This window comes from Dichotomicrobium thermohalophilum (assembly GCF_003550175.1).
In the GTDB taxonomy this organism is placed as follows: domain Bacteria; phylum Pseudomonadota; class Alphaproteobacteria; order Rhizobiales; family Rhodomicrobiaceae; genus Dichotomicrobium; species Dichotomicrobium thermohalophilum.
This window is the reverse complement of record NZ_QXDF01000002.1, coordinates 323236-347478: the sequence shown is the minus strand read 5'-3', so window position 1 is coordinate 347478 and position 24243 is coordinate 323236. Positions and strand designations below refer to the sequence as shown.

Below are 24243 nucleotides of genomic sequence, written 5' to 3'. Positions count from 1 at the left end.
TACAACGGATTGAAAACACATCTTCGTTAACATTCAGCCGATGGCCTCACCTCACCGGAGGCCCCCACCACCGACAGGGAGACTTCAGACATGCGGACAACCGCCACCATCCTTCTCGCCGGCCTGCTGCTCGCCGGTCCGGCCGCAGCACAGGACACGAATACAGGCACCGCCGCGACCCAGCCGGAAAGCGTCGAGTTCGTGGCGAAGCAGCAGGAGAACCAGGATCTGATGAGCCGATTCCTGGGCACGCCAGTGGTGAACCCGGAAGGCGAAACGCTCGGCAAGGTCAATGATATGGCGCTGAACACGGCCGGGCAGGTCGAGGTAATCGTGATCGGCGTCGGCGGGTTCCTGGGCGTCGGCGAAAAGAATGTCGGCGTGCCGTATGATGCGCTGGCGCGCCAGGCCGGCGAAGAGGGGCAGACCCAGCTCGTGCTTGACGCCACGCAGGGAGACCTGACGGACGCGCCGGAATACCTGACTTCCGACAACCAATCGCTCAGCCTGACGAAGCGGCTGCGCGAGCGCGCCGGCGAATTGACCGAAGAGGCGAAGGAGACCTACGAGAAGGCCAAGGAACGGGTGATGGAAGAGGCTGAACAGCTCAACCAGTAATCAGACAAGGCTGCGGGGGCAGGTACGCGGAACTTCCGGTTGGCACGATCCGGGCCGGGTGCGGCGACTGCCCCGGGGGCGGCGCATGTGCCACCACCGACTTGCCGGACCGCGCCAACCGTAGCCCCCGCTCTTTATCGCCTGGTCCTGAGTGGTGCGACCAGGACGTTGCGGGAGGCGTTCTCCCTGGCGCGGCATGGAAACGCCAGGGTCATCGCCGGACACGCCTCCCGGAACTTGTGGGTATCGCTCCTCATCGCTTAGGAAGGCTCGACGCCAGTTAACGCTTGGCTCTCTGCCGGATTCACACCGTACCGCCGGGACATATAATAAAGAATCGCTTTTATCGCCGACTTGAGGACATCGTCCTTCAAGTTCTCGTTGACTTCATCATACGCCCATACCATGAAACGCGCGAGGTACATCGCCTCGCTTGAGACGTCTCCCTCATTTTTGCTACTCTTTTGACGCGATACTTCACACTCATACACCATTTTCCCGCCCCGTTTCTAGACATTAATCATTTGATACTTGAATGACGCCATAAGTCGCGGGGCGCTCCAAGTTGTGGAAGTTACGTAATCAAAATTTGTGAACCGTCTGCGCGCGATCGGAAGTATCTTCACGCAGACGTAAGGGCTCGCTAGTTGATATATGTCAATTGACATCGCTATACGGCCGCAGAATCGGGCGAAATCCGGCTTTTTGAAACTCGTTTCCTGACCTCGAGGGTGCGAATTTTTCGGCGGTGCAAAATGTTGTGGGAAAAAGTGATCGCGAATCTGAAATTACGACTCACGTGACTGAGGATTTTTTGCTACAGTCGTCGCTCAGGCTTGTGGATATCCGTCAATCTGCGGGCATCCATGATGGACCAGTGGCTTTCTGGAGCAGCGTAATGCGTAATCCGACGGGGACGCTTTCCATATCCACGTTTTATCGGGAGTCCTGCGGCTTTCTCGCGGTGCCTGGAGCGGGGGCAACTCGCTAGCCCCACGTGTTTCAGGCCATGCTGGGGACGACCGTAAGCTACGTTTCATCTGGCGTTGTGCCGCATCAGCCTCGGCACTTCAGTCCCCGAGCCTTGTGCGCCCCCGCGCTCACGCATTCCGGCCAGTCTCACAGCGCACCCGATCGGCTCGACTCCGATCGGATCAGGCTGCGGTGCGCCGAAAATGTCCGGGCCTTCAAGGATCCGCCAGACCGGCCGGCACGACTCAACGGGGAACCGACCAATGATCGATCAAGACGTCATCTGCGTTGTCGAACAGAGTTTCGAAGATCGTGAAATTATCAACAGGAGTTTGTCGCGCGCCGGATATCTTGTGAAGGACTATGAACACGCTGCCGCTTTCCTCGATGAACTTGCCACGGTGCATGCCGACTGCGCCATCGTCGACGTGCGGCTGCCGGACATCGAGGTGCCGTCCTTCGTGTCGGAGCTGGGACGAACGCGGCCTGACATATGCTGCATCATCGCTGCAAATTCTGGGGATATCCCGTTGGCGATGGAGGCGATGAAGGCGGGGGCTGTGGATTTTGTGGAGAAACCTGTTGATGCGGAGCTGCTTATCCAGGCCCTCCGCGCGGCCATCGCGGCGCGCCCCCGGAAACCGAAGGAGGCTTCGCACCCGCTGCAGCCCTCCGTCATCCAGCGGCTCACGCCCCGCCAGCGCGACGTACTCGACCTGCTGCTTCAGGGCTATCAGAACAAGATGATCGCTTTCGAACTGGGCATAAGCCAGCGGACAGTCGAGGTGTATCGCGCAAAGCTGATGCGCCGGCTGGGTGCCAGCAGCTTCGCCGAACTGGTTCGGGTCGCGCTTGAGGAACGCTACATGGGCTCCGGCGTGTCGGACGCACAGCACGACCGCCACTGACAGACGCAGGGCCACGGAGACGCCGCAGCCGAGGCCGCCTTCGGCGCGGCGCCTCCGCCTGCCACCTTCTCACCTCCAACAGTCCCGCCGCGCGATGAAGCCGGCCGTCATCGGACGGTCCGCCCAAGACGTCTTCGCTCCCCGGATCAAGCCATTGGCGGCGCCTGCGTGTCTCCGCCACGGTCCCGCGGGGCAATCCTCCCGGCTAAGCCACACCTTTCGCGCGGACCCTTCAGAGGGCGCACGCTTCAGCGTCGCTGTCCCGGTCTGACCCACAATCAATTTTTATGAATTTTCACGTCAATATTCGCGCATTTTTTCTAAATAAAATTATTAATAATGCCTTAAATGCGAGTATTGTTTACCATATACTAGTATTCACCTATTGCTATGCACGTTAAAAATCTGTATACGTTCATCGTCGCTTAACGCTTTGCCTTCGGCCACGGCTGCAAACGAACAAGCCGAACTGTCGCCAGGCGGGTGTTGGCAAGAACGAAAAAACGCGAAGCACTGCGGCGCGAGCTGAAAACAAGGCAGGCGTTGCAGCTCAGGCATCAGCAATAGGAGTTCACCGATGTCTCATCCTTATTTCCCGAGTTTCGACGACAACGACACGGTCAAGGTTGGTCAGCAGAACGAGTTGGTCGACAATGATATGAACCTGAATGAGGGTTCGTTGTTCCAGAAAGGCCTGTTCAACGTAACCGGCGTCGATCAGGACATCGAGAGCGGCGAAAACGAGCAGTCCAACAGCTCGCAGATTTTCGACGGTCCCGCCGGATACGGCTTTGGCGCTGACGACAACGACTTCTTCAAGGTCGGCCAGAGCAACCTGATGGATGACAGCGACTACAACATCAATGACGCGTCGCTGTTCCAGGCTGGCGTCTTCAACGTTGCCTCCGTCGATGAGCAGGACATCGACAGCGGCGAAAACGAGCAGTCCAACCACTCGCTTATCGATGATCACGATGCCGCGGGCGGAGGCTGGAAGAGCAAGTTCGGCTTCGGCGCGGACGGCAACGACACCGTCAAGGTCGATCAGTCCAACTTCATGATCGACACCGATCAGAACGCGAATGTCTTTGAAGGCGCTCAGCTCGGCTTCGCCAACATGACCGGCGTCGATCAGGAAATCGACAGCGGCGAGAATGAGCAGGCCAACACCTCTCTGATCGGCGACTATGGTTCGGCCGGTTTCGGCTACGACGACAACGACGCCTTCCACGTCAGCCAGGCCAGCCTGATGGCCGACGCCGACGAAAACGTCAACGGGGTGGAGACCGGCCAGTTCGGCGCGCTGAACCTCGGTCACTTCGACCAGGACATCACCAGCGGCGGCAACAGCCAGTCCAACTTCTCCGAGATCTGGGACGGCTAAGTTAGCAGGCGGGATGTGCGCGCCCCCATCAAGCGGGGCGCGCACCTCTGGGTTGATTGAATCAGGAGCGGACAATGAGTGCAGACGGATTTTCGGCGCTGGCAGTGGACGACCTGGGGCGCAGCCTGATGGGCTGGCAGCTTTGCGGCTGGCAGTTCGAGATCCCGCACGCGCCGCTTGCTGTGACCTTCCTGGAGCCGGGCGCAGCGCCGGTTACGCCAACTGACCTTGCGCCGATCGCGGGCCAAGTGCCGAACGCGGTAACGGAATCCCCTGGCACCGACGAAATCCACGCAAGGCCGATCCCTGGCGGCTCCGCTACCATCCACGCGTCGGGCGCGCCGCCCCGGGTCGATACGAATGAGGTGCCGCGTGGCAACCTCCGGATGACGGATAGCGATGCCTCGGGAACACCGGCCAGCGAAGCAAAAGCCGCTGTCGACTCGCCAACGGCAGGCCCCGCCCCGAGCGGCGGAGGATCCGGCCTTTCCGACTCGACGCAGGAAGGCTGCGAAGACGTCCCTGATGTCTTCGAGTTCAACGTCATCTTCCAGCTCAACGTGCTGCTGGACAGCGACTTCATCGTGCAGGAGATCGTTGGCGCAAGCGATGCCAGCCTGCTTGGCCTCGGCTTTGGCCAATGGGCCATGACGGGCGGTAACACGCAGACCAACACCGCCACCATCATGGACGCCGGCGGCTATGGCGATTTCGGCTGGCTCGGCGGCAGCTACTACGAAACCAACGCGATCTACAGCCTGAACGCGCTCAACGACGGCGACATCGCCTTCAACCTCATCTCCGGCGGCGGCCTGGACAGCGCGCAGAGCATCACCACCGGCGGCAACACGCAGATCAATGCGGCCACGGTCCATTCGCTGACGAGCAGCGCTGGCGCCGTGCCCGCCGGCCTTCAGATCGGGGCGAGCGACACGGTGGACTACAACATCACCACCCAGATCAACTTCATGAACGACGGAGACGTCGTCGGCCAGCAGATCTTCGGCGGCGGCAGCGGCACGCAGACGGCGAGCACCGGCGGCAACAGCCAGAGCAACACCGCCCTCGTGATCGACGACAACGCCGTCCCTGGCCACGACGTGCCCGGCAACTACTACGAATACAACCTGATCTATCAGGCCAACTACATGAACGACGGCGATCAGATCGCGCAGATCTTTGACGCCGGCATGGCCGATCCGCACCCCCCGGAGAGTGGCTTCGCCGCCGATGACGAGGCCCTCCCCCACGGCCTGTTCGGCGACGCGATCGTCTGAGCCTGTTTCGAGAAGGACAAAAAGATGCGCCGCACAGAAACCAGCGCCGATCACGCCAGCCCTGCCGAGACCGCGCGTCTGAAGCCAGCCGGCAAGGCGTCCCGGCAGACGCCGGAAGCGCGCACGGGCGCCGATAACCTCAAGGCGCTTAAGAAGGGTCTCAATATCTGCCGGCGCGGGTTCGTCAGCGTCGGCGCGTTCTCGGTGGTCATCAACCTGCTGATGCTCACCATCCCGATCTACCTGTTCCAGCTTTCCGATCGGGTGCTGACCAGCCGCAACACCGACACGCTTATGATGCTGAGCGTGGTGGCGGTGGGTGCGATCCTGGCAATGGTGGCGCTCGACATGATGCGCCGGCTCATGCTCTCGCGCATCGGCACCCGACTTGAGACGACGCTGGCAGGCCCCGCGCTGGCGGGCGCGCTACACGGACAGGCTGGCCCGACCGCCGCGCAGGCGCTGCGCAGCCTGCAGCAGGTGCGCAATTTCATCATCGGCCCGGTCATGCCGCTGATATTCGACGCGCCGCTTGCCCCGCTCTATTTCGCCGTCGTGTTCCTCATTCACCCTACCCTCGGCTTCATTGCGCTGGGGGCTGGCCTGCTGCTCTGCGCCGTGGCGATCGTCAACCAGCAGTTGACGGCCTCTCCGTTCGCCGAAGCGAGCGGACACGGGCAAGCCGCGGAGAACCAGGCGGAGGCGCTGTCCCGCAATTCGCAAGCGCTTTCCGGCATGGGCATGATGAATGAAGGGATCATGCTGTGGGGGCAGTCGAATGCGCAGTCCCTGACCTCCCTTATCCGCGCGCAGGACCGCAACGCCTATCTCAGCGGCTTCTCCAAGCTGGTGCGTCTGCTCACCCAGATCGCCGTGCTCGGCACGGGCGCGTACCTGGCGCTGCAAGCGCAGCTCACCGGCGGCATGATGATCGCCGCATCCATCATCGCCGGGCGCGCGCTCGCCCCGATCGAGGGCGCGATCGAGGGCTGGCGCAGCTTCGTGCAGGCGCGGCACGCCTACAAGCGCGTCAAGTCGCTTGTCGAGCCGATGAAAAACCAGGAGGTGCGCCTCTGGCTGCCCGAGCCGAAAGGCGAGCTGCAAGTTGAAAAGCTGCTCTATGTGCCCAAGGGCGAGCGCGATCCAGTGCTCAACGGGGTCAACATGCTGCTGGAGCCGGGTGAGGCGCTGGCCGTCGTCGGGCCATCGGGCGGCGGAAAGTCGACGCTGGCGCGCATCCTGGTCGGCGGCGTCGCGCAGACCGCCGGGAAGATCCGGCTGGACGGCGCGGAGCTGAAGAACTGGAACCCGCGCCAGTTGGGCGAGACGATCGGCTATCTGCCGCAGGACGTCGAGCTGTTTCCCGGCACGATCAAAGCGAACATCGCCCGGCTGCGTGAGGATGTCAGCGATGCTGAAATCTACCGCGCCGCCCAGCTTGCCGGGGTTCACGAGATGATCCTGCGGCTGCCCCAAGGCTACGAGACGATGATCGCCGCGGACGGCAGCCCACTATCGGGAGGCCAGCGCCAGCGCGTCGGCCTTGCCCGCGCCTTCTTCGGTAACCCGAAGCTCCTCGTGCTCGACGAGCCGAATGCCAACCTCGACGTTGACGGCGAAAAGGCACTGCGGGCCGCGCTCAAACACGCCAAGGAGCAGGGCATCACGATCGTGCTCATCACGCAGCGGCTGGCGATCCTGGAATCGGTCGACAAGGTGATGGTGCTGCAGCAAGGCCGCGTTGCCGGCTTCGGCCCGGCCCGCGAGATCATCCCGCGCCTGCTCTCGACCCAGCAGGCCAGCCAGCAACAGCCGAAGCAGGAAACCCAGCGGGCGATCAAGGCCCGCCACGCCGGCACCCATGCAGCCTTTGGTTCAGGCGGGGGCGTCCAGGGCGTGACCGGCGCGGCGAACGTCACCTTCCAGCAATCCTAAGAGGAGACCGCAATGCTTCAGGAATGTCCGAACCTGCACAGCTGGGGCAAGGGCGTCCCCCGCGGCCTCGGCAAGGCGACGATCGCCGGTGTTCTGATCCTGCTGTTCGGCCTCGGCGGCTTCGGCGTCTGGGCGGGCACGGCGCCAATCGACGGCGCGGTGGTCGCCAGCGGCTCGTTCGTCGCCACCAGCCAGAACAAGACGATCCAGCATCTGGAAGGCGGCATCATCAATGAAATCCGCGTGCGCGAGGGCGATCACGTCGAGGCGGGCGAAACCCTTGCGGTCCTCGACGACACCGCCGCAAAGGCCAAGCTGGCGCGGCTGCGCGTGCGCCTGCGCCGGCTGCAAGCGGTAAGCGCGCGCCTTGAGGCCGAGACGAAGCTTGCCGAGGCCGTCGACTTCGGCGACCTAGCTGAAACGGCGAGGACCGATCAAACGCTCGCCGGGGTGCTTGAGCGCCAGCGCGCGGAGTTCCGCTCGCGGCTGACCAGGCGGCTCGATCAGGAGCGCGTACTGGACCTGGAGATCGCCAGCCTGAAGGAAAGTGTGCGCGGCTACCAGACGCGGATCGCTGCCCTGGGCACCCAGCTCGACCTGATCGAGCAAGAGCTGGCCGACAAGAAGACGCTGCTCCAAAAAGGATTGATGCGCAAGCCGGAGGCGCTGGCGCTGGAGCGCAAGCAGGCGCAGCTCGAAGGCGAGATCGGCACGCTGCAGGCGCGCATCGGCGAGGTGAAGGAGCGCATTGCGCGCGCGAGGCAGAAGATCGTGCATCTGCGTAGCAGCACAGTCAGCGCAGCTTACGAAGAACTGCGCAACGTTGAAACCCAGATCGACGACATTCGCGAGCAGATCGGCGCGGCCCGCGACGTTGTGGAGCGTTCGGAGATCCTCGCGCCGGTGGAAGGCACGGTTGTCGAGCTGATGTATCATACGCCGGGCGGCGTTCTGGAGCCGGGCGGCACGCTCTTAAAACTCCTGCCAAGCAACGACGATCTCATCATCGAAACGCGCGTGCGCCCGACGGACATCGACAACATTGCGGTGAACCAGAGCGCCCATATCCGGTTGACGGCGCTCAACCAGCGGACCACGCCGATGATCCCCGGCCAGGTCGAATACGTCTCGGCCGATGCGGTGAGCGAGGATCCTGCGAACAGCCGCAAGAAAGCTGCCTACATCGTCCGGGTGAAGCTGGACAAGGCGCGCGCAGCGGAAATTCCCGGCTTCGACGCCCGGCCGGGCATGCCGGCCGAGGTCTACATCAAGACGGGCGAGCGTACCTTCTTCGACTATCTGATGCGCCCGCTGAAGGACACGCTCACCCGCGCCTTCCGCGAGAGCTAGGCCACCGCGCGCCGCGAGTGCTTACCCTCCAGCACCTCCTCGGCGATCTTGTCGCAGAACGCGTCGAGGTCGCCGGGGTGGCGGCTGGTGATCATGCCCTGGTCGGTCACGACCTCGGAATCCTCCCACTGCGCACCGGCATTGATCATGTCGGTCTTGATCGAATGATACGAGGTCGCGCGGCGCCCGCGCACAATATCGGCCTCGATTAGCAGCCACGGCCCGTGACAGATCGCGGCGATGGGCTTCTGCGCCTTGTAGAAGGCTTTGACGAGTTCGACCGCCTTCGGCTTGGTGCGCAGGATATCAGGGTTGATCTGACCGCCCGGTATGACGAGGGCGTCATATTCCGACTGATCCACTTCGTCGAGCGGGCGGTCGACCGAAACGCTCTCGCCCCAGTTCGTCTTGTTCCAGGCCGTGATTGTGCCCGTCTCGGGCGAAACGACATGCACCTGCGCACCTGCCTCATGCAGCTTCTCGCGCGGCACGAACAACTCGGATTGTTCAAAGCCGTTGGTTGCGAGAATCGCGATCTTCTTGCCGGTCAGATCCTTCATGACGGCGTCCTCTCGTTTGAATTGCTGGAATGACGTTCTGCACGAATAACGCCGGAGCGCCCGCGTGCGTTCCGGCGGGAACCAGCCGGCGGAAAGCCGCGTTGTAGACGTAACCCGCGTGCGCCAGGCACAGCCGGAAATGCAGTGAGGAGAGCCATGAACGTCACCGACTTCAAGCAGATGTATCTCGCCGAGCTTCAGGAGCTCTATTCCGCCGAGGATCAACTCGCAAAGGCCCTGCCCGGCATGGCCGAACTGGCCCACAACCCGCAGCTCAAGGGCGCGATGGAAGGCCATCTGGGCCAGACGCAGTCCCACGTCCAGCGACTTGAGGACATCCTGAAGCGTCACAACATCGACCCGCGCGAACACCAGGACCAGTCGATGAAGAGCATCATCGGCGAGGCCGACAAATGGGCGCACATGATCGAGAACCCGGACCTGCGTGACGCCGGACTGATCTCGTCTGCGCAACGCATCGGACATTACGAGATCGCCGTTTACGGCACGCTGGCGAGCTGGGCGAAGCGGCTCGGCCATGAGGACGATGCCAACACCCTGCACGCGATCCTCGAAGAAGAGAAAAGCACCGACGAGAAACTGACCGAGCTGGCCAAGTCGGCCGTTAATCCACAGGCAGCCTAGCGCGTAGGCATGAGCTATACCTACGACCACCCGCGCATGGCGGTAACGGTGGATGTCGCGCTATTCGCCAATGGCGAGGCGCCGGAGGTCCTGCTTGTCCGGCGCGGAAAGCCGCCATTTGAGGGCACATGGGCCCTGCCCGGGGGGTTCGTGGGGATTGAGGAGAGAGTGGTGGACGCCGCCGCGCGCGAACTCGCCGAAGAGACCGGGGTCAGTGGCATCCCGCTGGGCTTTCTCGGCTATTTCGATGCGATCGACCGCGATCCGCGGGGCCGGACGCTGTCGCTGGCCTTCTGGGGACGGGCCGACAAGCGCGCAGCAGCCCTGCGCGCGAACGACGATGCGGCTGATGCCGGCTGGTTCCTGATCAATGAGTTGCCGCGGCTGGCCTTCGACCACGACCGCATCATAAGCGAGGCGCTGCAAGCGTTTCGCGCCGCTCGTGTTTAGACATCTCGACAGGTCGCGCAATGCATGGGCGGGGGGTAAGTGCGGGAATGACGTCTTCAAACCATCCGGGCGCTCCGCCACCCCACAAAAGGACCGGGCCGCGAACGGCCCGGTCTGATTGCGTTACGCCGGCTTGCGGAAAAGCTGGATACCCCAGGCTAGGTTGCCCTGGTCGGCGGCCTTCACCCAGTTCTCCAGGCCCACGGCCATCTTGTCGAGATATTCGGCCGAGGCGCCGTTCTCGCGCAGCTTGTCATAGTTGGCGAGCAGTTCTTCGCGCACGCGGGCGTAGTGATTGCGCAGATGCCCGGTCAGTTCATCCTGGCGCAGCACCTCGAAGCCCAGCGCCTGCGCAGCTTCGCGATAGAAACGCAGCGAGCCGAGGCTCGAGAGCTGGAGCCGATCGTAGACCGGCTGAAGCGCGGCCGGGTCGGCCTCGTCTGCCTGCATCGGGTCGGTGAAGACGAAGTAGCCGCCCGGCTTCAGCACCCGCCAGACTTCGGCCAGCACCTTCGCGCGCTGGTCGGAATGCAGGATGGCGTCCTGGCTCCAGACCACGTCGTAGCTGGCATCCGGCTCCGGGATATCCTCGAACACGCCGTGAACGACGCGGATCTTTCCGGCCAGCCCGGCCTGGCGCGTCTTGGCGCGGTTGTAGTCGTTCTGCGTCTCCGAGATGTTCAGGCAGGTCGCCTCGCAGCCATGCGCCTTGCAGACCCGCCGCATCGAACCGCCATAGCCTGCGCCAATGTCGAGGATGCGGGAGGATGGGCCGAGATCGGGCACGACAGCCGCCATCCGGTCGACTGTCGTGTCACTGGCCGCGCGGATGTCCTTGGTGTCGTCATAGACGCCGATGTGCAAGTCCTCGCCCCCCCAGATGGTGGAGTAGAAGGTGTCGGCGTCGTCGCTGTCGTAATAGTCCTCCGCGACGTCCCGCACGTCCGTCTCGCCGTCCGCGCGCGTGCCGCCACCCCAGCGCACGACGTGCAGCGTCGATTTCTCGGCGACATGAACGAAGAAATCCGGCTCGTTCTCGGCGTAGGTCTCCTGGAAGTCGCCGTAGGTGCGCACGCGCTGGAAACCGGCCTCGTTGAGCAGGCGGCGCACATAGTTCTTCCGGATCGGGCACAGGTTCAGCGTGTATTCCGAACCGTCGGGGAAGCTGTAAAGCATCCGGCAGAGGCCCTCGTCGATATGGCTCGGCTCCGCGCTGACCTGGTCGCCGCAATAGTAGTATTTGTGCTTTGAGGAAAAGCCCTCATCAAGCATCGCGTCGTAGTTCCGCTGGTCGAGGATCAGGATGCCGTCGTGCTTGAGCGCGGCGTAAAACTCCGCGAGCGCGCGGCGGCGATCGGCCTCGTCATGCAGGTGGGTGAACGAGTTGCCGAGGCAGATGATCGCGTCGTACTTGCCCTGAATGTCGCGGTTGAGCCAGCGCCAGTCGGCCTGCACGGTTTTCAGGATCAGCCCGCGCGACTGGCCGTTCTCGAACGCCTTGGCGAGCATCGCGGCTGAGCCGTCGGCGGTGGTGACGTTGAAGCCGGCCTCGGTCAGGCGGACCGAGTGAAAGCCGGTGCCCGCGGCGACATCAAGCACGGTCTCCTTGCCGCGGGCGCGCAGGACGTCAATGAAGAACTGGCCTTCGCTTTCCGCGCGCGCTGTCCAGTCGATGAGTTCGTCCCACTTCTCGACGAAGCTCATGACGTATTCGCCGCGATAGAGGTCGGTCTGGCGGTCGGCGAGCGGATCGTCCCCGTAGGTCTGCCGATCCAGGCTCAGTTCCGCATTCGTGCTCTTGAGGGCTGCTCGCGCCATTCAATGGCCTCCGTGTCGATTGTTGTCAGTTGGCCGCCCCGCGGTGGCGCGCCGGTCTGGCGCTGTGGATGCGAGGCGTTTTGGCGCCGGCGAGAAAAATCCAAGCTGCCGCTGGCAACCTGCCGTTTGTAAGCGCGCGGAGCGCGTTCGCCGGCTTCGGGCCGCGCTTGGTGGTAACGCGGCAGATCACCACGCTGAGGATAAAGTTCCGTTTGCGACATCACAAGGCCGAAAAGCGACATTCGGCCTCGCGGGGTTGACGGAACGGTGCTAGGCCGTTGAACGGGTTCGCCAAAATCAGATTGTGAAAATTTTGTGTTGGCCCGAATTCTCGCTACACCGGGCGGCATCTCGCAGGCGAAAAAGCCTCGACATTTGGCCGTGGCCGGAATGCGCTGTGGAAAATGATATTTCTCAACAAAAGGCGAATTTCATCGCCGCGTCAAAAACTATTCGAAAAAGAACTCGTGATAGGCGCTATTTTTATTCAAACTCAACTTCACTTTTCTGTAGCACGCTCGGCACGCTGAGCTTGCCGGTGGTTCCAGATGCGACGTATCACACTGACGAAGGAACGCGCCCAGATCCTTGTTGCTTAGTCGCCGCCAACAGCGCAAATTGGCCTCCGAGAACCGTGAACGACCGCCCCGATTGGGACTGCGGCCATGACCGACCCTGCTCTCGACGAACGCTTCAGATTCGGCGATGCGCACCATAACGATGGGGTGCACACCAAGATCGCTATCCGCCGGCTGAATTTCTGGTACGGCGAAACTCAGGCGCTTCGCGACATAAACCTCAACATTTACGAGCACGAAATCACCGCGTTCATCGGGCCATCGGGCTGCGGCAAGACCACGCTTTTGCGCTGCCTGAACCGTATGAACGATGTTATTTCCGACATTCATGTCGAGGGCGAGGTCCTGCTGGACGGTCAAGACGTCTACGCGCCGGGCACGGATCCAGTCGTTCTGCGCCAGCGCTTCGGCTGGGTAGCTCAGAAGCCCAATCCGTTCCCCTGGTCGGTTTACGAGAATGTCGCCTATGGAATACGCATTCACGGCCTGACCAACACGCGCGAGGAGCAAGACGAGCTCGTGAAGGTCAGTTTGGAACGCGCCGGCCTGTGGGATGAGGTGAAGGATCGGCTGCGCGATGCCGGCACCGACCTCTCCGGAGGACAGCAGCAGCGACTTTGCCTTGCACGCGCGATCGCCACCAGCCCCGAAGTCATTCTGATGGACGAGCCGGCCTCTGCGCTCGACCCGCTCGCCACCGCGCGCCTGGAAGAGTTGATCGAGGACCTGCGGAAAGACTACACGGTCGTCATTATCACGCACAATCTGCAGCAGGCGGCCCGCGTCTCGCAGCGCGCGGCGTTCTTCCATCTCGGCCGGCTGATCGAGGTGAACGACACGGAAGAGATGTTCATGCGGCCGGAAAACCAGATGACGCAGGACTATATCACCGGGCGCTTCGGCTAAGCGCGCGCTGTGAAGGCGGTGATACGCGGCGCGATTTCCCGGCGCACCGTGTCCCCGTGAAACGTGTTGAAATGCCCGCCACCGGGCAGGACATACCGCTCATGCCGCGCCGCCGGCAGATGCGGGCACAAACCATGGGCCGCTGCCCCCTGCCCCGGTGCAGCGATGTCGTCATATTCCGCTTCGACAGTCATCAGAGCGGTGTGATCCATAGCCGCCAGATCGACTGGCTGTCCCCCCCAAACCAGCGCGTTTCGCGCCAGGGCCCGCTCATGGAAGACGATGCGGGCATTATCGAGGAACCATGCCGCCGGCAGGTCCATCACCGAGGTGAATGCATCGAGAAACGGGAAGCGCGCCGGGTCCGCGCCGTCGTCCCGCCGCAACTTTTCGACCAGGACGCCGTTCTGGAGCAGGTGCCGCGAGAGATAGGTCATCAGGGCGCCGAGCTGGTACTGAGCCGGATAGACGCGCCGGCCCGCGCCGGGGTATCTGGCGGGCACATCTGCCAGCGCGTATCGCTCAAACCAGTCCAGCCGGCGCGCCCGGATCAGGCGCACGACATCTGTGGGGTTGGCGGTCGGATCCACCGGCGCGGCGATCAGGACGAGTGAGCACGGCGGCACGTCGCCGGTCTGCGCCATGATCGCGGCCGCCGCAAATGCGGAGACCGCGCCCTGGCATATGCCGACGACGTGAACATCGCCGTCCAGATACCGTATCGCCTCTATGGTCTCGGCAATGTCGCTGTCCAGTGTAAATGGCCCTTCAGCTGCCTGGACGTGACGCGCGTTGACCCATTCCAGAACGGCAACGTCATGGTCGGGCAGCAGCGCCAGAATGAGATCGCGAAACAGAAACGGGAAATGCCCGGACAGCGGCGGGATGAGCAAAAGCTTGCGCGCCGGGGCCGGGCCTTCACGCGCGAAGTGCGTAAGCACACAGAACGCCTTCCGGTAGAGATCGCGCTGCACGACCCGCAGTGTCGTGCCGGCGCTCTCGACCTCGTCGATACCAAAAGCGCGCCGGGCCGGCTGGTCCGCGCCGCGCCAGAAATCGTCCCTGCTCCCTCTTGGGGCCATGACCTGCGGGCCCTGCTGAGGCCGCCCGGGACATCACGCGGCGCAATCTTCGCAACGCCACGCGTCCCGGTACGGCGGTCGCACGAGGACGATATCTTAACGGAAAACAGGCGGCGCGCGCCTTGATGAAAGATAACGCGCGCCGCCGGACGGCTCGGGTGGGATCGCAGCGGCTCAGGGCACCTAGGTCCGCTGTCCCATTCCCAGTTCAGCTTCATGTCGCCGGGCGCTCATTGCCAAGGCGATATAGGCTACGCCCGAGGCGATCAGGTTGATCCCGACCAGCAGGCCGATCGCCCAAGCGGCAGAGCTTGGGAAGCGGTAGAGGATCATCAGTCCGACGATTACACCGAGGATGCCGGCGAACAGCACCCATCCCCATCCCTCGTGCGGACGCATGCGGAAGGACGAGATAATCTCCAGCACGCCCTGAATGACGAAGGTGAACGCGAGCATGAGCGTCAGCGTCAGCACGCCTGTCAGAGGGAAGAACGCCAGCCAGATGCCGACGATGGCGAAGACGATGCCGACCACCAGCTCAAGGAAGAAGTCGGTCCAGCGCGTCGTCGAGAACGAAAAGATAATCTGCGACAGGCCGGCGATCAGCAACACCCAGCCCATCATGATCTTGACGACAATTGCCGTCGTCAGCGGATAAACAAGCGCTACGACACCGATCAGCGTCAGAATAATGCCGAAGATCATGATCGGCGTGCGGTTTTCCTGGATCGTGTGCTTCAGGCTTTCCGAGCCTGCCGGGGACATGCCCTGTCTGAGTTGTTCCGCCATGGTGCATCTCCATGCGATTGCGTGAAGCGAGGCGCCGCGACCAAGGCGCTTTCGCGGAACAAGCCCACGATCAGGCGCCGGGCGACTCCTCGCGCGCGTTTCAATGCCGTTGCGCGCCCGCATGTTTGCGAGCGGAAACGCGACAAGCGATTATTATAGATTATGCACGGATGTGATCGGCGGTGATCTACTGTCATGAATAATAATTCTTTATGAGTACGCATTATTTACACAATAATATTTAGAGTTTTATTGATTGATGATTGTTAATCAACGCACAGCCATGCGGGATAATGCTCTGTCGACAGAACTGGAGGACGGCATTGACCGGAGGTCTGCACCAAGAATCGTCGTCACCACCATCCGTGAAAGGAGAACTGTGATGTCGCACGGCAAGTCCCTCTTAGCCTTCATCTGCTGGGCGGTGCTCACGCTCGGCGTGGCGAACGCAGCCGGAGCGCAGGAGCTCGGCGAAAAAGCCCGCAAAATCGGCGAAAACGTTCGTGAAGCCTGCGCCAAGGACATGAAGACCTTTTGCTCGCAGGTGACTCCGGGCGACGGCCGGATGGTGGCCTGTTTCTACGCCCACGAGGACAAGATCTCGGTCGGCTGCGACATGGCCATCCTTGAAGCGGGCGATAAGCTCGCGTGGTTCGTCGACGAGGTCCGCACGGCCGTTGCTGGCTGCGCGGCCGACATCCGCGAATACTGCCGCGGTATGACGCCGGGCGAAGGCCGGATCTTCCAGTGTCTGCGCGACAACCAGGGGGAACTGAGCCAGGGTTGTCGGGGGCTGGTCAGTCGCCTGGCCTCCCGCCTCGCCGCACGGTGATGCATGAGCCCGAAGCGTTCGCGCCGCCGCGAGCCTTCGGGCGTTCGTTCTCTTGCACCGAAGCTAGGTCTCGCTCGAGTTCTCAAAACCGGCCAGCGGCGGTTCCAGATCGGCAAACGCGTAAATTTCTTCCTGCTGGGCTCGCGAGAACCCCTTCCGCCTGGCCATCGCCACGACGCGGTCGAGCTGCTCCGTAATCGCCTCTTCCTGATGCAGGTAGCATGCCGCCCCGCGGAGTTGGCTGAGCACCTCAGCCAGCTTGCTCAGGATGATCGCGTGGTCCCCACCGGCCTTGATGATCGCATCGAACGCCAGTGACAGATTGCGCTCGAACGGCTCAGGCATGTGGATGATCCGCACTTTGCCGTCCTCGTCGCGGGTCACGCGCTGCTCCGTTTCCCGCGCCATCAGAACGCGGATGCCGTCAGCCAGCCGGTCGATGCAGGCCGCGGCCGTGTAGGGATCATTGATCCCGGGCGAGAGCGCGCGCAGCGCGACTTCGACCAGCGCCTTGAGATCGAACTCGATGGACGATTGTGGGGTTCGGCGCGAACCGACGGAAAGCTGGTTGCGAAACTGGCTCAGCGTGTTGTCCTCGATCTCCGCGTCCTTGCCCGAGATAGCGGTGAGCAGCGGGTGGCCGGCCAGCACGAATGCGCCGGGGCGTTCCTCGACGCGAAGCACCAGCTCGTGCTGCTGCGCCAGCCGGCACATGGCGTCGGTGTCGAAGCGAAGGAGATAACCGCTGCTTTCCAGCGCGACCGCGTAGCACTTCCCTTCCTCGAACTGCTCAAGCAGGTTTTCGCGCTCGGCGTCATCGGCGAAGGCGTCTTCGGCCTGCCCGCGCGACACGAAGGTCTCGGCCGCGGACCGGAAGTCGCCGCCGAGTTCGGCGATCAGGACATCCGCCTGAATGCGCGTGGCAATATGGTGGATGAAGTGGATCACCGTTCCGAGCGCCACGACAGATAACGCAACCGCGGCGATCACGGCCATCCCGGGCACCTGACCCCGGATGACCTCATCATCCAGGCGGGTCAGGACCACCAGCGCGAAGAGAAAGGTGGCGATGAACAGCCCAAGCACGATCTGAGTCGGCCGGTCGTCCATGAAGTGCAGAAGCGCGCGCGGCCCAAGCTGCTGCGAGACGAGTGTCAGGGCAACCAGTGTGAGCGAGAACACCAGCGAGGCCACGGTGATCATCGAGCCGGCGATCGTCGAAAGCACGAGGCGGGCGCTTTCCACCGGCATCTGCAGCGAGGGGATATAGGCGTCGTAGGCCCCGCGGGCGATCCAGAGATCGGCCTCGACAAACACGAAGGCCGCGGCGATCGCAATCAGCGACAGAATGGCCGGAATGAACCAGAAGTTCGACCGGATGGCGAAGATGATCTCGGAGATTTTCAGGCGCATGAACGGGTCTCTTTCCAGCGGGCCGCAAGCCTGGCGTACCCGACCGGGTCGGCGCCCGTGCGCAAGCGGGCGGGCTGCTTACGACACGATCGCGCCAAGGGTTTCAATCGCCGCTGCCAATAGCTCCGCTGGCACGCAGCGCCGCGATTTGCTGATCGTCCAGCCCGAGCGTGTTGCGCAGCACCTCGTCGGTGTGCTCGCCGAGAAGCGGCGGCGCGTGGCGGTAGGTTACTGGCGTCTCGCTCATCTTCACCGGGTTGCCGATCAGATCGACCGCGCCCCCTGGCGCCTTTTCATGCGACATCGTGATCCGCATCTCCCGCGCCAGCGTCTGAGGGTCGCTGAACACCTCGGAGAGCGTGTTGACCGGCCCGCAGGGCACGCTGACGTCTTCCAGCGCGGCAATCCATTCCCCTGACGGACGCGTGGCGGTGATCTCCTCGATCAGCGGCATCAGCGTCTTGCGGTTGCGCACGCGGTCGACGTTCTTGGCGAAGCGCGGGTCTTCGGCCCAATCCGGCCGGCCCAGCACCTCGCACAACCGCGCGAACTGCCCGTCATTGCCGACGGCGATGATGAAATGGCCGTCCGAGGCCGGGAACGTATCATAGGGCACGATGTGCGGATGGCCATTGCCCAGCCGTTCCGGGTTCTCCCCGCTGACGAGATAAGCAAGCCCCTGGTTGATGAGCCACGCGATCTGGCTGTCATAAAGGGCGAGGTCGATATACTGGCCCTTGCCCGACTGCTGGCGCGCGTGAAGGGCCGAGAGCACGGCCGTGGTGGCATACATTCCCGTCATGACATCCGCGATGCCGACGCCGACCTTGGTCGGGCGGCCACCGTCCTCATCCGGGAAGCCGGTGATGCTGCAGATGCCGCCCATGCCCTGGATCAGGAAGTCGTAGCCAACGCGATGGCGATACGGCCCCGTCTGGCCGAAGCCAGTGATCGAGCAATAGATCAAGCCGGGATTGATCGCCGAGAGGCTTTCATAGTCCAGCCCGTAGCGGGCCAGCCCGCCGACCTTGAAGTTCTCGCAGAGAATGTCGCTCCTGGCGGCGAGGTCCTTGATGAGCCGCTGGCCCTCCTCGGTTGCGATGTCGATGGCCACGGAGCGCTTGTTCCGGTTGGTGCAGAGGTAATAGGCGCTTTCGGTACCGTCCTCGCCGTCGAGAAAGGGGGGTCCCCAGCCGCGGGTGTCGTCCCCCTTTCCGGGGCGTTCGATCTTGATGACCTCCGCGCCCAGATCGCCCAGAAGCTGGGTGCAGGTCGGCCCGGCAAGAATGCGTGTCAGGTCGAGCACGCGCAGACCGGCGAGCGGACCGGGGGCAGTCTGGGCCTCAGGCGGTGTGGCGGATTGAGACATGGACCTCCCGACGGTTTGTCCTTGTGCGTATCAGTCCGCCGCGCCCGGGGCGCCGAAGCGGATGCATCCGCTTGTTCTAGCCAGACTTGCGGCCGAAATAAATAGCACGTCTTGGCGCCGCCCCAGATAACGGCCGAATATCATGGTCCGACGGGCTGGCGCGACAGGCCACGGCGCAGTAAGGTAGCGTAATGGCGAGCGGTTTCTGGACACACAATGCAGGCGCGGACGATGTGAGCGGACAGACACTGGCACAGCGTCACACGCGCCTTGAGATAGCCACGCGCGGCCCGGGCTTCACGGACATCACAAGTGACATCAGTCACTGGCTGAGCCAGATCGGCGCCTCCCAGGGCCTGCTGACGGCGTTCATCGCGCACACCTCCGCATCGCTTATCATCCAAGAGAACGCCGACCCCTCGGTGAAGAGCGACCTGCTCACCGCGCTGGAAAACCTCGCCCCGCGGGACGCCCCCTATCGACATGCCACGGAAGGCCCTGACGACATGCCGGCGCACATCAAGGCGATGCTGAACTCGGTGAGCCTGTCGATCCCGGTCGTTGGCGGCAGCCTGGCGCTTGGCACCTGGCAGGGCGTCTACGTACTGGAACATCGCGACAACCCGCATCGCCGCCGCATCGACCTGCAATTTATCGGCACAGTCGGTGGCTAATGCGCGTTCAAGTTGTGGAAAAGCCGGTGCGGCGCGCTGACAACGCTGGGCGTCGCCTTGACGGTAACGTTAATGTAACGCTGAGGCTGATTTCGCCATTGTTCTGGATAGGTTGGCGGCCGGGCACACAGTCGAGGGACCACGCCGTTCGTAGGGCGTGTATTGCGTATAGAGCGAACGATGCAGCGTATTCTTCTGGCCGAAGATGACGAATCCATGCGCCGCTTCCTGGCGCGCGCGCTCGAAAGGGCCGGCTACGAGGTGCGTGCGTTCTGTGACGGGGCACAAGCCTACAAGTGTCTGCGACGCGAACCGTTCACCCTGTTGTTGACGGATATCGTCATGCCTGAGATGGACGGCATCGAGCTGGCCCGGCGCGCTGCCGATCTTGATCCCGACCTCAAGATCATGTTCATCACCGGCTTCGCGGCCGTCGCACTTCACCCGGAGTCGACCGCGCCGCGAAACGCCAAGATCCTGTCAAAGCCCATCCACTTGCGGCATCTGGTCGACGAGGTCGATCGGCTACTGGCAGCGTGACGTAAACTACCGCAACCACAAGGCGTCGGTGCCTCGTTGCGCCGTGATAGGCGCCTTCGCGTGCCGCCTCTCCTCAGTCAACCAGCTTTCTCTGTCCGGCGAAGGGGCTCAGGCCGAGCCACTGCTGCATGGCGTCCGCAAGCGTCCGCTCGCCAATAAGTTCAAGCCGGTCGTTTGCTGCGGCAGCCCTGACCGTCGTCAGCCCCATCCAGATCTCGGTCATGCACCGGAGATCCGTCTCGACGTAAAGGTCGACAGCGAACCCGGGGTCGATCGAGCAGAGGTCGACCTCTGAACCCGGCGCTACTATCAGCCACCAATACCGCCGCACCTCCGGCTGGTCGGTGTAGGAGAAAGCCACAACCGTGTGCCGCGGGGGCATCGGCGTCGGGTCGAGGTTGCGGCGCATGTCCCACATCAGGAGCCCGGGATCGACGTTTGCCAGGCTGGGCTCGGTCCCGATCCACTTCTGGCCCCACATACCAATCGCTTCGATGATCGGACCGAGGTCGCGCCCCGCAGCGGTCAGCTCGTATTCGAAGTGGGCAGGCTCCTCCGCCATTCGGCGTCTATGCACGATCCCCGCCTCCTCCAACTCACGAAGCCGTTTGGAAAGTAGTGTCGGCGACATCCGCGGCACGCCGCGGCGCAGGTCATTGAAGCGGGTGGAGCCAGCCACAAGCTCGCGTATCAGCACGATCGTCCACCGCGTGCAGAGCACCTCGGCGGCCATCGCGACAGGACAGAACTGACGATAGCGATCCTGGGGCATGTCCAGCCTCCATAGGATTGAGCTGCGCATGCTAACCGATCTCGCCGACCTAATCGACACCAGTACCGTTCGGGCACTGGTCGCGCCGCGACCGGCCCTGCAGGGGCGCACCAGCGACCGCATTTGCGAGCGCCAAAAAGATTGAAACAAAGGGCAAAATTCACGAACAAAGTGGCAACCGCCAAGTTCGCCCTAGCGCTGACGGCGACGGCAGCCGGCGCGCAATCCGACAAGGCGAAGACCAATGAAGCACTGAGCGCCGCCCGCCCCAACTTCGCGACGACCTGGGGGCCGCGCGAGGGGCTTGCCGTCCCGCGCGGTCTCATGCTATCGAATTAGCAATATCAATCGTTCGCAGACTATCCCCTCAGCGCGCATAGCTCAGCGGGAGAGCACTACGTTGACATCGTAGGGGTCCCTGGTTCGATCCCAGGTGCGCGCACCATTTCTTGCCTGAAACTTGAAACGGTTACAGCTCGGCCGTCTCGTAGCTGCCGAGTTCCTCCCCGTCTTCCTCGACCTCGGTGAGCCGCACTTCATAGCCCCACAGCCGTGCGATATGGCGTAGCACGCGTCGCGTCTCCAGCGCGTCGAGCTGCTGGCCGTCATGCACCCAGTGACGCAGGTGCAGCTTACGGTCGCCGCGCAGGTCAGCGTCGACCACCTCGATGCGGGGCTGCTGCGCCGCCGGGTCGTAGAGGTCGGCCAGCGCACTGCGGATCTTGCGGTAGCCGGCCTCGTCGTGGATCGCCTCAACGAGATATTCCGGGTCCTCGGCGTCGTCGCGAAGCCGGAACATACGCCAGTCGCGGATCAGCTTCGGCGAGAGGAACTGGCGCACGAAGCTCTCGTCACGGAACTCGGACCACGCCCAGCGCAGGGTGCCGATCGGGTCATCATTGCCCGCGATCTCTGGAAACCACTCCTCATCCTCGCGCGTCGGCGCGGTGCAGATGCGGGCGATGTCGCGCATCATCGCAAAGCCGAGCGCATACGGGTTGATGCCCGGATAGCCACGCTGGTCAAAGTCCGGCTGGGCAACGACATGCGCGTGCAGATGCAGGAACTCCAGCATCGCGCCCTCGTCGATCTCACCGCGGTCGCGCAACCGGTTCATGATCTCGAAATGGCACCAGGTCGCGCAGCCCTCGTTCATCATCTTCGTCTGGCGCTGCGGCTCGAAATAGGTCGCGAGTTGGCGTACGATGCACAGGAGCTCGCGCTGCCAGTCCTCCAGCAGCGGCGCGTGCGACTCGAGGAACAGCAAGAGATTGTCCTCAGGCAGGCCCAACGCCCTGCGCTCGGCGTCGCGGTAGGCTTCCTTGGCGTCTTCCTCCTCGTCGGCGAGGGCATGTGGTACTGTGCGCAGCCACAGCTCATCCATCGCCTCAAGCGCCTCGCGGCGGCGGCGGCGCAGCCGCTCGCGCTGCTCCAGCGGGTCAGGACGCTGCGCCTTGTCGCGGCCGACGCCGTGGGCGAACAGCGTGTGCGCGGCGTCCAGCACCTGCTCGACGGCGTGGCGGCCGTGCCGGTCCTCGCACGCCTTCACGAAGCTGCGCGCATAGCGCAGATCGTCGAGGATCGTGTCGGGCGCGGTCCAGGCCTGGAAAACCTGGTTGTGCTTGAAGAAGTGGTTGTGCCCCATGGCCGCGTGCGCGATCACGGTCGCCTGCGTGGCCATGGTGTTCTCTTCCATGATGTAGCAGAGGCTGGGATCGGAGTTGATGACGATCTCCAGCGCCAGGCTCTGATAGCCCTTGCGGTAGAGAAGCTCCTGCTGGGCAAAGCGCTTGCCGAACGACCAGTGCGGATACATCACCGGCATTCCGGTCGCCGCATAGGCATCGAGCATCTGCTCGGAGGTGATGACCTCAAGACGCGTCGGGTACGGGTCGAGGCCAAGGTCCTCCAGCGCGACGCGCTCGATCGCGTCAAACGTGCGCTGAAGCGTGTCGAAGTCCCAGTCCGCACCGCTGAACAGCGGCTTTGCGGGCCGGATATCCTGAACCGTCACGACGTTTGCCCTTCGCTTTTGAACAGATCGCGGAAGACGGGGAAGATGTCGCTCGCCTCGCTGATGCGGCGCATCGCCAGGTTCGGGCGGCGTTCGGCGAGTTCGGCATACCCGTGCCACAGATCGCTCTCGCCGCGGCGGGCGATGTTGCGGCGTCCGCGCATTGGGGGGTTGATCTCGACATAGGCCATGTACTGTGTGATGGGCAGAATGCGGCCTTCGAGCAGGTTGATGCACGTCTCTATGTCGCTGCGGACGTTGTCGCCGTCGGAGGCCTGAGCAACGTAGATGTTGTAATCGGCCAGCGGATAGCGGGCCTGGGCGATACGCAGCATCTCCTTGAGCGCGGAGGAGACGACGGTGCCGCCGGTCTGGCGCCCCTCGAAGAAGGTCTGCTCGTCCACCTCTTCGGCATGCTGAGTGTGGCGGATAAAGACCACCTCGACGTTGTCGTAATGACGCTCCAGGAACAGGTGCAGCAAGAGGAAGAAGCGCTTCGCAAGGGCCTTCATGTCCTCGTCCATCGAGGCGGAGACGTCCATCAGGCAGAACATCACCGCCTGCGCGATCGGCTGCGGCCGATGCTCCAGCCGGTTGTAGCGCAGGTCCATCGGGTCAATGAACGGCACGCGGGCGCGCTTCTGCCGGGCCCGCTCCAGCTGCTCGCGCAGTTCGGCGATGCGGCGCTCGGCTGAGCGGCCGTCAGCGGGGGTGATCTCCTCGTGTTCCAGCCGCTCCAGCTCCCGTTCCATCTGCACGATCACGTCCTGCTTCGGCCGGCTGAGGGCGGCGCGGCGCACCAGTGAGCGGCGAGCCGTGCGGACCAGATTCAGCCGGTTGGCGGGACCAGAGGTCGTCAGGCCCGCGCGCTTGGGCTTCTCGGTCTCTTCGCTCTTGAGCTGCTTCTTGACCAGGTCCGGTAGCTTGAGGTCCTCGAACAGGAGGTCGAGAAACTCGTCCCGGCTCAGCGTAAAGGCAAAGGCATCCTCGCCCTCGCCTTCCTCGCTACCTTCGCTGCCGCCGCGGCCGGCTCCGCCAGAGGGGCGCGGAATCCGGTCCCCCGCGCGGAACTCCTTGTTGCCCGGCAGAACGCGTGACCGCTCGCCGGTTTCGGAGTCATGGCGGAACACGGGTTCATGCGTGCCATCGGCAGGGATGACCACCGTCTCGCCGGACTGGGTGTCGGAGATGCTGCGCTGGCGAATGTTTTCCTTGATCGCCTTGCGCAGCTGCTCCCGCGCCCGGTCCATGAAACGCTGTCGGTTGCCGAGACTCTTGCCACTCGGATTCTGTCTGCGGTCGATGATCCGCAAATTTGCCATCGTGTGACCGATCCAGTCGGCGTTTGATCGCCAGT

General features: G+C 63.2%; 22 protein-coding genes and 1 tRNA gene. 14 read left to right on the top strand and 9 right to left on the bottom strand.

Annotation, left to right across the window (positions count from 1 at the left end; genetic code table 11):
- Window positions 1-90: 90 nt before the first annotated feature.
- From BXY53_RS11660 to BXY53_RS11630, 6 genes are all read left to right on the top strand, one after another.
- Complete coding sequence (locus BXY53_RS11660; protein WP_119062158.1) at window positions 91-618, top strand: PRC-barrel domain-containing protein; 528 nt, start codon at window positions 91-93, stop codon at window positions 616-618.
- Window positions 619-1853: 1235 nt separating this feature from the next.
- The gene (locus tag BXY53_RS11650; RefSeq protein ID WP_170144434.1) at window positions 1854-2498 is read left to right on the top strand and encodes a response regulator transcription factor; all 645 of its coding nucleotides are present in this window, start codon (window positions 1854-1856) and stop codon (window positions 2496-2498) included.
- 577 nt (window positions 2499-3075) lie between these two features.
- Window positions 3076-3882, top strand: coding sequence for a hypothetical protein (locus tag BXY53_RS11645; protein WP_119062155.1), 807 nt, complete (start codon window positions 3076-3078; stop codon window positions 3880-3882).
- A gap of 74 nt (window positions 3883-3956) precedes the next feature.
- Entirely contained in the window at window positions 3957-5159 is a 1203-nt protein-coding gene (locus tag BXY53_RS11640) for a hypothetical protein (protein ID WP_119062154.1), read from the top strand.
- 24 nt (window positions 5160-5183) lie between these two features.
- A complete protein-coding gene (locus BXY53_RS11635; RefSeq protein WP_119062153.1) occupies window positions 5184-7094 on the top strand; it encodes a type I secretion system permease/ATPase in 1911 nt (636 codons plus the stop codon).
- A 12-nt stretch (window positions 7095-7106) separates the two neighbouring features.
- Window positions 7107-8444 (top strand): HlyD family type I secretion periplasmic adaptor subunit, encoded by a 1338-nt coding sequence (locus tag BXY53_RS11630; RefSeq protein WP_119062152.1) that lies wholly within the window; start codon window positions 7107-7109, stop codon window positions 8442-8444.
- On the opposite strand, the gene BXY53_RS11625 is transcribed toward BXY53_RS11630, so the two are convergent.
- On the bottom strand, window positions 8441-9004 hold the full coding sequence (locus BXY53_RS11625) for a type 1 glutamine amidotransferase domain-containing protein (protein WP_119062151.1): 564 nt from the start codon (window positions 9002-9004) through the stop codon (window positions 8441-8443). The two genes, BXY53_RS11630 and BXY53_RS11625, sit on opposite strands and share 4 nt — an antisense overlap.
- 156 nt (window positions 9005-9160) lie before the next feature.
- On the opposite strand from BXY53_RS11625, the gene BXY53_RS11620 reads away from it, so the two are divergent.
- Together BXY53_RS11620 and BXY53_RS11615 are read left to right on the top strand one after the other, a co-directional pair.
- Window positions 9161-9649 carry a YciE/YciF ferroxidase family protein gene (locus BXY53_RS11620; protein ID WP_119062150.1) on the top strand — a complete coding sequence of 163 codons (489 nt, stop codon included), beginning with the start codon at window positions 9161-9163 and terminating at the stop codon, window positions 9647-9649.
- A 9-nt stretch (window positions 9650-9658) separates the two neighbouring features.
- On the top strand, window positions 9659-10099 hold the full coding sequence (locus tag BXY53_RS11615) for an NUDIX domain-containing protein (protein WP_119062149.1): 441 nt from the start codon (window positions 9659-9661) through the stop codon (window positions 10097-10099).
- Window positions 10100-10222: 123 nt separating this feature from the next.
- On the opposite strand, the gene BXY53_RS11610 is transcribed toward BXY53_RS11615, so the two are convergent.
- On the bottom strand, window positions 10223-11917 hold the full coding sequence (locus tag BXY53_RS11610) for a glycine/sarcosine N-methyltransferase (RefSeq protein WP_119062148.1): 1695 nt from the start codon (window positions 11915-11917) through the stop codon (window positions 10223-10225).
- Window positions 11918-12582: 665 nt separating this feature from the next.
- Between BXY53_RS11610 and pstB the strand changes: the two genes are divergently transcribed.
- Window positions 12583-13401, top strand: coding sequence for a phosphate ABC transporter ATP-binding protein PstB (pstB, locus tag BXY53_RS11600; protein WP_119062146.1), 819 nt, complete (start codon window positions 12583-12585; stop codon window positions 13399-13401).
- Here pstB and BXY53_RS11595 read toward each other — a convergent pair.
- Window positions 13398-14483, bottom strand: coding sequence for an alpha/beta hydrolase family protein (locus BXY53_RS11595; protein WP_119062145.1), 1086 nt, complete (start codon window positions 14481-14483; stop codon window positions 13398-13400). The two genes, pstB and BXY53_RS11595, sit on opposite strands and share 4 nt — an antisense overlap.
- A 183-nt stretch (window positions 14484-14666) precedes the next feature.
- Window positions 14667-15272, bottom strand: coding sequence for an HdeD family acid-resistance protein (locus BXY53_RS11590; protein ID WP_170144433.1), 606 nt, complete (start codon window positions 15270-15272; stop codon window positions 14667-14669).
- A 382-nt stretch (window positions 15273-15654) separates the two neighbouring features.
- Here BXY53_RS11590 and BXY53_RS11585 point away from each other — a divergent pair, with 382 nt between their 5' ends.
- The gene (locus BXY53_RS11585) at window positions 15655-16104 is read left to right on the top strand and encodes a cysteine rich repeat-containing protein (RefSeq protein ID WP_170144432.1); all 450 of its coding nucleotides are present in this window, start codon (window positions 15655-15657) and stop codon (window positions 16102-16104) included.
- Window positions 16105-16167: 63 nt separating this feature from the next.
- Here BXY53_RS11585 and BXY53_RS11580 read toward each other — a convergent pair whose 3' ends face one another.
- Complete coding sequence (locus BXY53_RS11580) at window positions 16168-17517, bottom strand: DUF2254 domain-containing protein (protein WP_119062142.1); 1350 nt, start codon at window positions 17515-17517, stop codon at window positions 16168-16170.
- Between the two features lie 103 nt (window positions 17518-17620).
- A complete protein-coding gene (locus BXY53_RS11575) occupies window positions 17621-18886 on the bottom strand; it encodes a CaiB/BaiF CoA transferase family protein (RefSeq protein WP_119062141.1) in 1266 nt (421 codons plus the stop codon).
- A 191-nt stretch (window positions 18887-19077) separates the two neighbouring features.
- Between BXY53_RS11575 and BXY53_RS11570 the strand changes: the two genes are divergently transcribed.
- Together BXY53_RS11570 and cpdR are read left to right on the top strand one after the other, a co-directional pair.
- Window positions 19078-19560: a secondary thiamine-phosphate synthase enzyme YjbQ gene (locus tag BXY53_RS11570; RefSeq protein ID WP_119062140.1), complete on the top strand. Its 483-nt coding sequence runs from the start codon at window positions 19078-19080 to the stop codon at window positions 19558-19560.
- A gap of 180 nt (window positions 19561-19740) precedes the next feature.
- Window positions 19741-20100 (top strand): cell cycle two-component system response regulator CpdR, encoded by a 360-nt coding sequence (cpdR, locus tag BXY53_RS11565; protein WP_119062139.1) that lies wholly within the window; start codon window positions 19741-19743, stop codon window positions 20098-20100.
- 73 nt (window positions 20101-20173) lie between these two features.
- Here the strand turns inward: cpdR and BXY53_RS11560 are convergent, their stop codons facing one another.
- The gene (locus BXY53_RS11560; protein WP_119062138.1) at window positions 20174-20872 is read right to left on the bottom strand and encodes a winged helix-turn-helix transcriptional regulator; all 699 of its coding nucleotides are present in this window, start codon (window positions 20870-20872) and stop codon (window positions 20174-20176) included.
- A gap of 171 nt (window positions 20873-21043) precedes the next feature.
- Here BXY53_RS11560 and BXY53_RS14175 point away from each other — a divergent pair, with 171 nt between their 5' ends.
- Both BXY53_RS14175 and BXY53_RS11550 read left to right on the top strand, forming a co-directional pair.
- Window positions 21044-21211, top strand: coding sequence for a hypothetical protein (locus BXY53_RS14175; RefSeq protein ID WP_170144431.1), 168 nt, complete (start codon window positions 21044-21046; stop codon window positions 21209-21211).
- Between the two features lie 31 nt (window positions 21212-21242).
- Window positions 21243-21317, top strand: a tRNA-Val gene (locus BXY53_RS11550).
- A 24-nt stretch (window positions 21318-21341) separates the two neighbouring features.
- On the opposite strand, the gene BXY53_RS11545 is transcribed toward BXY53_RS11550, so the two are convergent.
- Together BXY53_RS11545 and BXY53_RS11540 are read right to left on the bottom strand one after the other, a co-directional pair.
- Window positions 21342-22886, bottom strand: coding sequence for a SpoVR family protein (locus tag BXY53_RS11545; protein WP_210209228.1), 1545 nt, complete (start codon window positions 22884-22886; stop codon window positions 21342-21344).
- Window positions 22883-24208 (bottom strand): YeaH/YhbH family protein, encoded by a 1326-nt coding sequence (locus BXY53_RS11540; protein WP_119062136.1) that lies wholly within the window; start codon window positions 24206-24208, stop codon window positions 22883-22885. Before BXY53_RS11540 ends, BXY53_RS11545 begins: the two co-directional genes overlap by 4 nt.
- Window positions 24209-24243: the final 35 nt, after the last annotated feature.